12 protein-coding genes are annotated in these 13,883 nt (G+C 52.2%); 5 read left to right on the top strand and 7 right to left on the bottom strand.

Annotated elements, in window-relative coordinates; all coding sequences use genetic code 11:
• Window positions 1-134: 134 nt before the first annotated feature.
• Both ACY1JZ_RS13805 and ACY1JZ_RS13800 read right to left on the bottom strand, forming a co-directional pair.
• Window positions 135-614 (bottom strand): DUF4188 domain-containing protein, encoded by a 480-nt coding sequence (locus tag ACY1JZ_RS13805; protein ID WP_462629662.1) that lies wholly within the window; start codon window positions 612-614, stop codon window positions 135-137.
• 39 nt (window positions 615-653) lie between these two features.
• Window positions 654-1,286, bottom strand: a complete 633-nt coding sequence (locus ACY1JZ_RS13800; RefSeq protein WP_462629693.1) for a TetR/AcrR family transcriptional regulator — start codon at window positions 1,284-1,286, stop codon at window positions 654-656.
• A 232-nt stretch (window positions 1,287-1,518) separates the two neighbouring features.
• On the opposite strand from ACY1JZ_RS13800, the gene ACY1JZ_RS13795 reads away from it, so the two are divergent.
• Window positions 1,519-2,643 carry a GGDEF domain-containing protein gene (locus ACY1JZ_RS13795; RefSeq protein ID WP_462629661.1) on the top strand — a complete coding sequence of 375 codons (1,125 nt, stop codon included), beginning with the start codon at window positions 1,519-1,521 and terminating at the stop codon, window positions 2,641-2,643.
• Between the two features lie 79 nt (window positions 2,644-2,722).
• On the opposite strand, the gene ACY1JZ_RS13790 is transcribed toward ACY1JZ_RS13795, so the two are convergent.
• The 5 genes from ACY1JZ_RS13790 to ACY1JZ_RS13770 form a co-directional block, all read right to left on the bottom strand.
• Complete coding sequence (locus tag ACY1JZ_RS13790; RefSeq protein WP_462629660.1) at window positions 2,723-3,817, bottom strand: glycoside hydrolase family 88/105 protein; 1,095 nt, start codon at window positions 3,815-3,817, stop codon at window positions 2,723-2,725.
• 22 nt (window positions 3,818-3,839) lie between these two features.
• Window positions 3,840-4,715: a carbohydrate ABC transporter permease gene (locus ACY1JZ_RS13785; protein ID WP_270165699.1), complete on the bottom strand. Its 876-nt coding sequence runs from the start codon at window positions 4,713-4,715 to the stop codon at window positions 3,840-3,842.
• A 67-nt stretch (window positions 4,716-4,782) separates the two neighbouring features.
• Window positions 4,783-5,745: an ABC transporter permease gene (locus ACY1JZ_RS13780; RefSeq protein WP_270165701.1), complete on the bottom strand. Its 963-nt coding sequence runs from the start codon at window positions 5,743-5,745 to the stop codon at window positions 4,783-4,785.
• Between the two features lie 94 nt (window positions 5,746-5,839).
• Window positions 5,840-7,402: an extracellular solute-binding protein gene (locus ACY1JZ_RS13775; RefSeq protein ID WP_462629659.1), complete on the bottom strand. Its 1,563-nt coding sequence runs from the start codon at window positions 7,400-7,402 to the stop codon at window positions 5,840-5,842.
• Window positions 7,403-7,647: 245 nt separating this feature from the next.
• Window positions 7,648-9,186: an extracellular solute-binding protein gene (locus ACY1JZ_RS13770; protein WP_462629658.1), complete on the bottom strand. Its 1,539-nt coding sequence runs from the start codon at window positions 9,184-9,186 to the stop codon at window positions 7,648-7,650.
• A gap of 139 nt (window positions 9,187-9,325) precedes the next feature.
• Here ACY1JZ_RS13770 and ACY1JZ_RS13765 point away from each other — a divergent pair, with 139 nt between their 5' ends.
• From ACY1JZ_RS13765 to ACY1JZ_RS13750, 4 genes are all read left to right on the top strand, one after another.
• A complete protein-coding gene (locus ACY1JZ_RS13765; RefSeq protein ID WP_462629657.1) occupies window positions 9,326-11,647 on the top strand; it encodes a helix-turn-helix domain-containing protein in 2,322 nt (773 codons plus the stop codon).
• A 322-nt stretch (window positions 11,648-11,969) separates the two neighbouring features.
• Entirely contained in the window at window positions 11,970-12,566 is a 597-nt protein-coding gene (locus ACY1JZ_RS13760) for a TerD family protein (protein WP_462629656.1), read from the top strand.
• Between the two features lie 22 nt (window positions 12,567-12,588).
• Window positions 12,589-13,170, top strand: coding sequence for a TerD family protein (locus ACY1JZ_RS13755; RefSeq protein WP_270165711.1), 582 nt, complete (start codon window positions 12,589-12,591; stop codon window positions 13,168-13,170).
• 27 nt (window positions 13,171-13,197) lie between these two features.
• Window positions 13,198-13,779, top strand: coding sequence for a TerD family protein (locus ACY1JZ_RS13750; protein ID WP_270165713.1), 582 nt, complete (start codon window positions 13,198-13,200; stop codon window positions 13,777-13,779).
• Window positions 13,780-13,883: the final 104 nt, after the last annotated feature.

Genomic DNA, 13,883 nt, shown 5'->3' with positions numbered 1-13,883 from the left:
GCACTCATGGGATGCTTAGGGTGACGCTTCGCTTACAGACAAACACCGCAGACGGGTCGGCCGCTGCGGTGTTTGTTGTATAGGATCGGTTGGGCCCTGCAACTGGGAGCACTCGCCTTCGAGTCCAGCAGCGCCTACTGTCTGCCCAAGCGCCCGGCTGCCGTCCGCAGCCTGCCCCCGGCGGGCACATGCTCTGCATCTGTAGCTCCAGCAAGGCCAATCACTGGCATATTATTGTACACACACTCATATTGCCCTTCAGGAACAAGATAGGTCTCATGATAGATGCCGACCGCGCCGCTCCCTCTAGATCGCTTATTGAAGCTATGCCACGCGCTTGTATGGAGCATGCTGTTGCGTGCATAGTGCTCCAGCGCTTCAAACGACCGCCAGTACTGTACCACCGTCACTCCCCTCCATGACAGATGAACCGTCGCATGCATAAAGCCCGACTCCGGTTGCTCATACAGCTCCTTGATCATCGGCCCCATCGCCTGTGCGACTGGCAGCCACTTATGAATCGCCCACAGCTTGTTCACCCGCATGCCGATGATAAATACGGCGAAATCTCCCTTGATCTGTGCCGTATAACGCCCGGCAATGACTTCCCCCATCGCGTCCTGCCTCCCCTTCTCTCCCATCGCGTAACGAAGCTATTCCTTCAAGAGCCGCAGATGAGCATCATAGCATGCCTTCACATCGTTTCCCTCATACATGCGGAGCGTCAGGAAGGAGCCATAGAAGATAGTAAACAGCACTTGCACGGCTACCTCCACCTCGATCCCCCTTCTCAGCTCACCTGCCCGCTGCGCCTCGTCCATGGCCTGCCAGAACGCCTCATACATGCTGGGCACAGCAGCGGCCTCCCCCTCCTGCTTGGGAAAGAGCAGCCGAATCTCTGCCCGCTCCAGCGGCGGCATCGCAGGATGTCCCTGCATCCCTGCCAAAAAGGAAATCAAGCTGGGCATGATGCCGGCATGGCTGGCGCTCTCGATGGCTACCTGGTCAAACAGATGCTCAATGGCGGCAAAGCCCTCCAGCCGCTGCGCTCGGATGTCCAGCAGTCGCCGTGTCAGCCAGATGCGCATATAATAGACCAGCACATCATTTTTTTGCGAGAAAAATTTGAAGAAGGTGACACGCGACACCTCGGCCTCCCGGCAAATATCCTCTACCATAACCTCGCTAAAGAGCCGATGCTCAATCAGCTTCAGACTGGCCTCGTAGATCGCTAGCTTGCTGCGCGCCTTCTTCAGCTCTCGCAACGAAATCTCTGCTTCTGGCATCAAACCTTCACCCTCCACAAAAATGAACTTATGTACATATATTAACTCAAGTTAATTATTTTCGCAAACCGAATATAATACTCACTTGGCAATTCGATACTTGTACCCGTTATGTATATTCAAATATTTGAAATGGTAACAATCTTAACTTCATGTTTCAAGCAAACTCGCCTATAATCATAGAGATGAGAAATGCGACAAGCGACTCTACTAAGTCAGTGTGGTGAACAAGATGTCCAAGAGCACCTTCAGCTCAGATGAGCACATTGCCAAACAATATATATGGGTGCGCAAAATACTCGTTGCCTATTGGGTCATTATTGCTGTACATGGGGGAGCACAGTTGCTGTCTTATTGGTTTCTGTCCTATAATGCAACTCCCTGGCATTTTTATATCCATATTCTGCTCCTGCCGACATTGGCAATGGGGGGCATTACCCTGCTTGCTCAGTTTCTTCATCGTCGCTACCACCTCCTCGGCTTCTACAGCCTGTTTATTGCCGGAAGCATCATCTCGCTTACTATCATCTGGCTGAACTACGACATTCGTATCATCACCGGGACGCTGCTGCTCCCTGTCTTCACTTCAGTGATCTTCTTTAACAAACGGCTTACCTTGTTCTCGGCTACTCTTCAACTGCTCGGATTGGGAGTGCTCATGCTGGATTCGAGCTTCAGAGGCTATCTGAGCGGGTTCGACATGGTTGCTATTCCACTCTTTCTGTTGCTCGGCACGTTGCTCACCAATATCATCCGCATCAGCGGTCAGGAGCTGCTGTCGGATCTCCAGTCGACACTGCTAGCCAAGCAGGACCTGATTATCCAAAATGCATTGATGGTCAAGCTCGCCACAACAGATGCGCTGACCCATCTGTACAACCATATCTCCTTTCATGAATATTATCAAAAAGCGATTGAATATGCCGATTCGGTTCCGTTCCATCTGGCTCTGATTGACATTGATAATTTCAAATCCATTAACGATACATACGGGCACCGCACAGGGGACATCATTCTGGCACGCGTAGCCCATATGATTCGGGATCACATCGGCCCCCATGATATTGCTGCCCGTTATGGCGGCGAGGAATTTGCACTGCTGCTGTTCGAGAAATCGTTCGAGGAGGCACATCAGACGGTGGAGCACATTCGCGAGCAGCTCTCGCAGCTTCATCATCACGAGCTGCTTGGCGGGGTCGTTACGGTTAGTATTGGACTTCACAGCTACACTACGCCGCTGAACAAGGAGCAGCTATTTGAGATCGTGGACGGCTATCTGTATGCAGCGAAGCGATCCGGCAAGAACCGCACCGTCACCTCTAATGCTGCCAGCCCGTTGGAAGCCAAGGCGCCTTAATGCACACAATAAAGAGTGCCTCGGGCGCGCACACTCACGCACCCGAGACACTCTGGCTTCCACGCGATATAAACTTCCTTTATTGGCTCCTCGCGCGATCAAGCTCCACACAAGCCATGACGAAGGCTCCCACACCGTGCAGGTCATTCTCGCTGGTCGGGCGCGTCACATAATTCTGATAGTCCCCTGCCGACGTGCCGATACAGATCTTCGGCAGCACAAACTGCCCGTCAGCATCGAACTGCACCGTCTGAATCAGTCCTTCATAGCCCTTGATCGCCGCAGCCAGCGCCTCTTCCCCGGCAACCCCGTACTGCACGGCCTTGGCGATGCCGTACACGAACAAGCTAGAGCCCGAGGTTTCCAGCCAGTTGTCCGGCTGTTCCCCCTTGTCTACGACCTGGTACCATAGCCCGCTCTCTTGATCCTGATAGCGAACCAGCGCCTTCACGAGCGCTCCCAGCTCTGTCAGCAGCGCAGCACGCCCCGGCTCCTCCTGTGGCAGCAGCTCGATGAAGCGAGCCAGCGACAGCACATACCAGCCGAGCGAGCGCGCCCAGAACTCGGGCGAGCAGCCCGTCTGCGGGTTGGCCCACGGCGTCTGCCGCTTCTCATCCCATGCATGATAGAGCAGCCCTGTCGCTTCGTCCTTCATATACTTGCGCATGAGCGACTCCTGATGCAGCACCATCTGCCGCAGGCTGTCGTCGCCGTATGCATTGGCATACTGGAGGGCGAATACACCGCCCATGTACAGCCCATCCAGCCACATCTGATAGGGGTACTTATCCTTATGCCAGTAGCCGCCCTCCGAGGTCATGTTCAGCGTATCGAACAGCCGGCGCAGCTTATCCGCGGCGATCCGATAGCGCATATCGCCTGTGCGCTCCTCCAGCCGGAACAGTAGCAGTCCCGGCTGGATGGCGTCCAGCTCATCGCGTGCATAGTAGAAATTCCCTTGCTCATCGATCAAGCTGTCTACGTAGCCTTGGATATATTCATCATACCTTGTCTTCCATACTTCTCCGGTCAGCAATTCCATGCCGCATAGGAATACCCCTTGATGATAATGCCATCGTCCTGCCGGGGGCAGCTCCTGCGGCATATAGGCCGCCATAATCGCGTCACACGCGGCCTTCGCCCATTCGATGGGTGTTTTTACAGCCGTTTGCATCGTTTACTTCTCTCCTTCCCCATTACCCTTTGATGGAACCGAGCAACGCTCCCTTGGCGAAATGCTTCTGCAGGAACGGATACACGCACAAGATCGGCAAGGTCGCCACGACGATAACGGCCATCTTCACACTCTGGTCGGGAGGAGGCACTTCGCCGTCGAAGGAGGCGCCGGAATCCATACCGCTCGCCAATACAACGATTTGCCGCAGCAGCACCTGAATCGGCCATTTGTAGCTGCTGTCCAAATACAGAATGGCGTGCATATACGTATTCCAGTAAGTAACCGCGTAGAACAGCGACACGGTCGCAATCGCCGGAAGCGATAGCGGCAGTACGATACGGAACAAAATGCCGAAATCATTGCAGCCGTCAATCTTGGCCGACTCCTCCAGCCCTTCAGGGATATTCTGGAAGAAGTTGCGCAAAATGATCAGGTTGAACGCGCTGATCGTCACTGGCAGCACGAGAGAGGCATACGTATCAATCAGCCCCAGCTCCTTGACGACCAGGAAGGTCGGAATCAGACCGCCGCTGAACAGCATCGTGAAGACAACCATGAACATAAAGAATCTTCGTCCATCGAGGTCCTTGCGCGACAATCCATAGGCCATCAGCGAGGTGATGAACATGCTGAACAGTGTCCCGAACAGCGTCACCCCGATTGATACTGTCATCGCTCGAAAGAGCGTATCTGTAGAGAAAATAAATCGGTATGCATCCAAACTCCATTCAGTGGGAATCAGGACGAACTTCTTAATGGCCATCTCGGCGCTGGTCGTGAATGAGCCGGCCAGCACATGCACGAATGGTAGCATGGTGACGATCCCGATGATCGCCAGCAATACATAATTGACTATAGAAAAAGTGCGTCCGGATAAACTGCGATCCTCTACCATTTGCTTTGTTCTCCTTTCGTATGGCGGCTAGGGTGTGTCTTCAAACTCCGACGCTAAAGCTAAAGCCCTAGTACACGCCGTCCTCTCCCATTTTCTTCGCGAGCTTGTTGGCCAGCATGACCAGCACAAGACCGATGAACGATTTGAAGAAGCCGACCGCGGCACTATAGCTGAATTGTCCTTGCTGGAGACCTGCCGTGTACACATACGTATCGATAATTTCCGCCACACTACGGTTCATGGAATTAAGCAATAGGTAGACGTGCTCGAAGCCCAGCTCCAGAACATCACCAATTTTCAGAATCAGCAAAATAATTATGACACTGCGAATCGCAGGCAGCGTAATATGCCACACCTGCCGTAAACGTCCGGCGCCGTCGATGCGCGCCGCCTCATATTGGGTCGGGTCAATCGATGCGATTGCCGCCAAATAAATGATCGTGCCCCAGCCTGCTTCTCTCCAGATCACCTGCATAATATACGTTGGCCTGAACCACTCCGGGCTCAGCAGGAAATTGATTTTATTCATTCCAAGCATACTGACCAGTTCATTAATGATACCGCCGTCCATCGTAAGCATGACATAGCTGATCGAGACAATGATTACCCAGGACATAAAATGGGGAATGTACACCATCGTCTGAATCGTTCTCTTGAAGGCAGATGACCGCACCTCATTCAGCATCAGTGCCAATACAATCGGGATTGGGAAAAAGAAGAGCAGGTTCATCCCGAACAAGATGAGCGTATTGGACAAAATATTCAAAAAGTCCGGCTCGGTAAACAACCGCTTGAAATGCTCGAAGCCCACCCAGTCGCTGCCGCTGATCCCTTTATACGGCTTATAGTTTTGAAAGGATATAATCAAGCCGTACATCGGCAAATATTTAAACACAACGAAATAGAGCAGCCCCGGCAAAATCATAATATAGAGCAGCTTATTTTTCCAAAGCCGTCTTTTTAACTCGCTAGATGATTTGGGAGACCTCGCCGATTGCAGCTTCTTCTCAAGAACGACAGCTTCTTCCATACCCATACTTCCTTTCTGCACCAAAATCTTCGCACATGCTGCAAGCATCACGCGGCCGGAGAACCCGACCCGGCCACGGCCTGCTTGCGTTCATTTATTTTTTGTAAGCTGCGTTGAACTCCTCGATAATCTGGCTTCCGCCGCGGCTCTTCCACGTCTCAATCGCTTGATCGAAGCCGGCCTTATCAATCTGACCATAGATATATTTGTAGGTTGCGTCAGTAATGATGTCTTGCAGTTGCAGCCCCTTCTCGGTATACGTAGCCGAGTCCAGCGGCGCAGTCGGGTCATGAATGGCATGCTGCTCATTGGTGATGATCAGCTCTTCCGCTTTGATCCGCGAAGGCAGGGAATAGTAGCCGTCATATCGACCGTTGGTCTCGACCTCACCGATTACACTATCCTTGAAGCCTTTGACCTCGCGCTCGATCTTATCCTTGTCATCCATTTCCTTGGCCTTGCCGTCGATGACCTCATAGTGCGTGCCCTCGATCCCCCAGAACATCAGGTTGGACGCTTCTGGCGTCATCTGCTTGTCGAAGAAGGCCAGCACCTTTTTCAGCTCCGCTTCATCCTTGATGGCGGATTTAGGGAAGACTACGACATTGTTATAGCCAGGCAGTGCCCAGATTCCGTATTTGCCCGATGGACCTGTGATCAAGCTATTGACATCCGTTACGGCTGTCGGTACGTTCTTGGTCAGATCCTTGTCCAGCGTGCTGACATCCTGCATCGAGCCAATATAGACGCCTGCCTTGCCGCTGGTGAACAGACTAATCTGGTCGGTCTTGCTCGTTGCCGCGAAGTCCTGGTTCATGTAACCAGCCTCGCGAATCTTCTTCATGTAGTCCATCGTCTGGACGTACTCATCGAACATGAACTCTGGCAGCAGTTGTCCATCCTTCTCGCCCCAGTTGTTCGGCGTCTGGAAGTACGAGGACAACGTCTTGAAGGCGCCATAGACGAGATCATTGCGATCCGCCAGCCCTACCGTATTTTTCTGTCCATCGCCATCCGGGTCGTTCTCGGTGAATTGCTTCATCATCTCGAACAGCTCTTCGGTCGTCTTCGGCTCAGGCAAGCCCAGCTTATCTGCCCAGTCCTTGCGGTAGATGACTCCCTGACGCGCCAGCGGGCGACCAATATATAGGGTATACAGCTTGCCATCCACCTTGGTATTGTTCAGCACCTGCTCCTTCAGCTTGCTCAGGTTCTCATACTCGGACAGATACGGTCCAATCTCCCAGAACTCCCCATCACGGATCGCTTCCTTCAAGTTCAGGAAGGTCGCCTGGTTCTTCAGATAGGTCACCTGCGGCAGCGAGCCCGTGGCGAAGGAAGCGTTCAGCTTCTCCTCATAGGTATCAGCCGGGAAGAAGTTGTAGGTCAGCTTCGTATTGGTCAGCTTCTCCAGCTCATTCTTTATCGTATCCGGTGGCGTCTCCGCAATATTTAACGGCAGCATGATCGTAATCTCGGCTGGCGCCTCATTCTCCGAAGCTTCCTCCTTAGTTCCCTCGGAAGCAGCAGGCTTGTTTCCTTCCGTTCCCGTACTTCCAGTATTCGTTGTCTTGCCGCCATCCGAAGAGCATGCTGCCAGCATTAATGTACTGATCATCATGACACTCAGCAGCAGCGGTACCGATTTCTTTTTCATACAGCGTTGACCTCCATTTTTGTAAATTTAAACGCTTGCAAAAGACTGAGGTGCCGAACTGTGCGGCTTCGGCACTCGCGGCTCCATATTCACATCGTAAGGCCGGCTATTCGTTACGTATACAATCATTTGCTCATTCTCACAGGTTAGGAAGCCAATGATCATCTATATCGCGCCCATCTGAGGTGATGATTATTGCCAGACTGTCCAAGTGGGCAACGATGAGCGCAAAAAAGCCCTCCCCATCATCTAGGGGAAGGCTCTGTGGCTGTGCTGTTGCGATAGTAGGCCTCTGTCAGCTCATTAATAATCTGCTCGCCGCCTTGGCGGCGCCATTTCTCCACTTCCTTCTGGAACCCCTCCTCATCGAGCTGGCCCAGAATATAATTGTACGTCGCATCTGTAATGATCTTGTAGAGCACAGCCCCCTTCTCATCCGAGGTCGCCGATTCCAGATTGACAGTCGGGTCTTTGACAATGAACTTTTCATTGTCCTGACTCAACTGCTCCGCCAGCTCCATCAACTGCTCTCCCTCCTGAATCGGCAGCACATTGGGATTGCGCAGATCGGCGATCATCAGCGGACGCAGCGGATTGACCTCATTAACCCTGAGCTGAGCCGCACGCTCGGGCAGGATGACCCCGCTATCTCTAAGCTCATAGTGCCTGCCTTCGTATCCGTAGCGCATCAGATTGCTAATGTCCTTGTCCATCGTCCGGTCAAAAAAAGCCAGGATGGCAAGCAGCTCCTCCTCTGTCTTGATCGCCCGCTTGGAGAACAGATACAGGCCATTATAATTCGGTATCGACCAGACCCTGTACCCCTCCGGCCCTGCTATGCGGTTGACGATAATCAGTTCTGCGTCTGGATGGACGCTCTTCGCCTCCTCCGACAGCCGCTGCGCATCCGTCATACTGCCAATATAGATGCCTGCCTTGCCCGAGATAATCATATTGCGCTGAAGCTGCTTGCTCGTCACAGCAAAATCCTGATTCACCAGCTTCTCTGTGTAGAGGCGCCGCATGAAATTCATCGTCTCTCTGTAAGGCTGTGTCTCAAACTCTGGAATGAGCTCGTTGTTCTCGATCTTCCAGTTATTCGGCGTGCCGAAGTAAGAGCTTAGCGTCTTGAAGGAGCCATAGATGAGATCATTGCGGTCAGCCAGTCCGAACGTGTCGTCCTGCCCGTTGCCATCAGGATCGTCATACGTGAAGCGGCGCATCACCTCGTACAGCTCCTCCAGGTTTTGCGGCACACCCAGTCCAAGCCGATCGAGCCAATCCTTGCGCAGGATGATGCCTTGCCTGGAGGAAGGGCGCTCCGTGTACAACCCGTACAGCTTGCCATTCACCGTCGTCTGATCCAGTATATTCATGTCCAGATGCTTCAGGTTATCGAAATCCTTCAGGTAAGGACCAATCTCCCAAAATTCGCCGGCACGAATTGCGCTCTTCAGCGACAAAAAGTCTGTATGCTTGACAAATGTCGCCTTCTTGAGCGAGTTGGTGGCGAGTGACATGGTCATCTTATCACTGTAAATCTCGTCAGGCACCCACTCAATCTGTAATCTCGTTTCCGTCAGCTCCTCGATGTCGCTCACCAGCTTGCGATCTGGCTGATTCGGAAAATGCAGTGGTGCCATAATGGTGATGAGCGGTCGATCCTGATCAGCGATCGCTGCTGACTTATGCTGATTACTGCAAGCTCCGAGCACGAGCAGCAGTCCAATCAACAGTAATAGTAAAGCAGGTAATCTACGAGCATGTGTCGAAATGAAGTTCATAGTGTTCCTCCCTGGCATAGCTAAAATATCGTCAAAGATCGTCATGATCTGAGCTGATGATTATTGTGGTGCGAGATGATTATTGTACGGATGGAGCCGATTTGAATATAATAGGCAGTACTATCTGCAGAAGGTTGTGATGCTGTCCATGCGCTCTCTAAGCTTCCTAAGCAAAATGACCATATTTGGCTTCATATTAAGTATTATACCAGTAATTTCAATCGGTGTATTTTCCTACGTCACTTCCTCTGAGCAGATTCAAGAGCATGTCAACAAGGGCAAGCTCCAACTGCTCGTGCAAATTAATGCAAATGTAGAGCAAATCCTGCGAACCGTCAATCATACATTGAACCAGGTTGTCAATTCATCCGTGATGAAGCGTGCGTGGAATGAACAGCTTACCGTCAACGACTTCATCTTGTATGACGATCTGCGCAAGGAAATTCGCAACATGCAATCCTTCGACACACGGGTCGAAGATGTTGTGCTGTTGAACCAGGAGCAGGATTGGCTGATCAAAAACTCCGGTATCTATCGCAGCGATACGTACCCGTACCTGGAGCAGCTTCAGCAGCTATCCGAGACAGTCGAGGATTCCTCCTGGGTACTAACGCCCAGTTATTGGTTTTACACGGAAGAAAGCGCTAACAATGCTAACTGTGATTATACTGTGAGTCTCGTAAAAAAGCTACCCACCACCGGGTTTGAAAAACGCGGGCTAGCGCTCGCAAATATACCCACCTGCAACCTGCAGGATATGATTCAGTTCGATACGGACGAGACATCGCTGGTCATGCTGCTGGATGAGCAACAGCGCATCCTCCTCCATCCTGACCGCCTGATGATCGGCAAGCCTGCGAGCGCCGCAGGCCTGGCAAGCAGCGAGGAGCTGAGCGGCAATTCCGGCCAGTTCACAACGATGCTATCCGGGCATATGTATGCTGTTACCTATTATAAGTCTGAGTTCAATGGGTGGATCTATCTTTCTACGATCTCCATCGACAGCCTGACGAAGGAGACGCACAAGATCGGCCGCTACACGCTCTATGTATGCATGGCGCTGCTGCTGGTCTCCATCCTGCTGGCCTGGATCGGGTCACGCCGAATGTACGATCCGATTCAGAAGCTGGTGACGCAAATCACCGAGCTGCTGCCGGAGCAGCATCGCAAGCGCAATAATGAATTTCAGATTATCGGCGATCATGTTCAACAGCTATTCCAGTCCAAATCTCAGTTGGAGCAGGAGGTAAGCCGCCATCTCATGCAGGTGCGGGCCTTCTATCTGATCAAGGCGTATCAAGGGCATGCACGCAAGCGAGAGCTGCGCGAGCAACTGGAGCAGTATGGCTTTGCCCAGCAGTTGCAGCAATGGAGGACGATGGCAGTCATGACGCTGCAGATCGATACGCTGGAGCATACCCACTACGAACAGCAGGATCTGGAGCTGCTGCTGTTTGCCATCCACAATATCATTGAAGAGATGGTCGATAATAGCAAGCGGCTGGTTCCTGTACTCATCGACACGACGATCGTCACGTTGATCGGCAGCTCGGACAGTGAACTGGATTCCTTCAACACGCAGCTCTATAGTATGACAGAGCAGCTTCAGCAGAAGATCATGTCTTATCTGCACCTGCAGGTGAGCATCGGGCTGAGCTTGCCATTTGACTCGATCGAGAACGTGGCGGTTGCCTATCGGGAAGGGCTGGAGGCCTTGAAGCATCGCCTGAAGCTGGGTGAGGGCATTATTATTCAGTATGAGCAGCTTGATTCCGGCAATCATTACTTTCACCTGAGCTATCCGCATCAGATCGAGCTGGAGCTTGTGGATGCCATCAAGCTGGCGGAGGCTGGCAAGGCGCGTGAAGATCTGCACCGCTTCCTTAATTCGATGTTCAAGACGGAGCTGGCGCCACAGGAGTACCAGATTCCGCTGATGCGGCTGCTCAACAACCTGCTGGTTGTCGCGCAGGAATCGCGGATTCATCTGAGCCCGTCGCAGCAAGGCGAGCGCACATTATTCGAGGAGCTGCTGCGGCTGACTACAGGCAGCGAGATTGAAGAATGGTTCTGGGCGCGCATCATCCAGCCGATGGTGTCTATCTTCAGCAACCGGCAAAATGAACAGTATCATAATATTTCAGAGAAAATCATTGAGTGGATTCACCAGCATTATGATACAGACCTGACGCTGGAGGAATGCGCCTCGCGCCTGCATTACAATGCGAACTATCTTAGCAGCGTATTCCGCAAGGAAACCAACTACTCCTTCAGCGAATATTTGTCCGCCTACCGGTTCAATATGGCGAAGAAATGGCTGACCGAGACCGATATGCCAATCAAGGACATCGCCTCGCGCCTGAGATACAACAATTCGCAGAACTTTATCCGCTCCTTCCGCAAGCAGGAGGGCATAACGCCGGGTCAATACCGCGAGAGCCAGAACGCCAAGCTGCGTTAAGTCCCCTCTCCCGCTGCCTCCCGATTCACTATGGGACAGCGGGAATTTTATTCCAATCGATAATTTGCATAATTTCGTTGAAACTTTGCGACAGCAACCATCGTAAATATAGGCATGAGCGACATGCTGTGCCAAACTTCGATAAAAAGACAGTGTTCCGAACGAAATATCCGTTGCTGCAGCCGGATACGCGCGCTGTTTTCATTTATTGTTGATACTGCGCTCACAAAAGAATGCGATAATTGTAGAATAATTGCGGATTTTGCTAGAAATCAATATAATAAATGAGAAGTATAAATTTGGAAAGGAGGAGTATACATCCATGACAATCTCATTGGTAAAAGGTCAAAAGGTTGATCTCACCAAAGGAAATGCCGGATTGACCAAGGTTGTGGTAGGACTGGGCTGGGACCCGGCTGATGCTGGACGAAGCTTCTTCGGCTTCAAGAAGGCCAAGGCCAATATTGACTGCGATGCTTCAGCACTCATGCTCGATGCTCATGGCAAGCTGGTTAGCGACAAGCATCTGATCTGCTTCTATAATCTCAAGAGCCCCTGTCGATCGGTGGTACATACTGGAGACAACATTACAGGGGATGGAGACGGAGACGACGAGCAAATTATTGTCGATCTGAACCGAGTGCCTGCCGAGGTAGAGCGTATTTTGGTTGTTGTCAATATCTATAACTGTGAAGCGCGCCGCCAGGATTTTGGCATGATACAATCCGCTTTTATTCGTGTGTTTGACCCTTCCTCCAATAACGAATTAGTACGCTTCAATCTGACGGATAACTACGCCGGCAAGACGGCCCTGATCACTGGCGAGCTGTACCGCCATCAGGGAGAATGGAAGTTCAATGCAATCGGCGAGGGCACTCACGCCCCGCATATTGATATACTCGCCAGACAATACACCTAATCCTAGAAAAGAGGGACTCACTATGGCAATTAGCTTGCAAAAAGGACAAAAAGTAGACCTGACCAAAACCAACCCCGGCTTGACCAAGGTCGTTATCGGACTGGGCTGGGACACCAACAAGTATGATGGCGGAAAAGACTTCGATCTGGACGCCTCGGCCTTCTTGCTGAACGGCGGAGGGACGGTTGTCTCCGATAACGCATTCGTATTCTATAACAACACCAAGAACGATAACGGCTCTGTCCTGCACACCGGCGACAACCGGACAGGCGAGGGCGAGGGCGATGATGAGCAGATCGTTGTTGATCTGCCGAATGTGCCTGCCAATATCGAGAAAATCTCGATCTGCATTACCATCCATGAAGGCAAGGAACGCGCTCAGAACTTCGGCCAAGTATCCAACGCCTTCGTGCGGATCGTCAATGAGGCAAGCGGCACAGAGCTGATCCGCTACGATCTGGGCGAGGACTTCTCCGTCGAGACGGCGATTGTTGTTGCAGAGTTGTACCGTCATAGCGGCGAATGGAAGTTCAGCGCTGTCGGCAGCGGTTACCAGGACGGACTGGCGGGACTGTGCCGCGACTTTGGCCTGCAAGTCTCTTAATCTGGATATAGAAGGAGAGGAAAGTCTATGACTATCAGTCTTGCCAAGGGCCAGCGCATCGATCTGACCAAGACCAATCCGGGTCTGAAGAAGGTCGTCATCGGGCTGGGCTGGGACATTAACAAGTACAGCAGCGGAGAAGACTATGATCTCGACGCCTCGGCCTTCCTGCTTCATCAGGATGGACGAGCCAAGGGTGCTGAGGATTTCGTCTTCTACAATAATCCCAAGACACCTAACGGCTCTGTCGTTCATACCGGCGACAACCGGACGGGCGAAGGCGAAGGCGACGATGAGCAGATCATCATTGACTTCTCGCTGATCCCGGACTCTATCCAGCGCATCGGCATCACGGTTACCATCCATGATGCGGCAGCGCGCGAGCAGAACTTCGGCCAAGTATCCAATGCTTTCGTTCGGGTGCTGGACGAGCTGTCCGGCCGTGAAATATTGCGTTATGATCTGGGCGAGGATTTCTCCGTAGAGACAGCAGTTGTCATCTGCGAGCTGTATCGCCAAGGGACAGAATGGAAGTTCCAGGCGGTAGGCTCCGGCTTCTCGGGCGGACTTGCGGCGTTATGCCGCAATTATGGCCTGGACGCCAGCTAATATCTCTTTCGCTCCGGTTGCTGCCGCGTGCTCTTGAACAGAAGGCATGGCAGTAACTGGAGCTTTGTATAAGCCTGCAGGTATGGGAGGCCGCCCACCAGCGG

The sequence above is a fragment of the Paenibacillus sp. J5 genome, from assembly GCF_054955055.1.
This window is presented reverse-complemented; position numbering and strand designations above follow the sequence as displayed.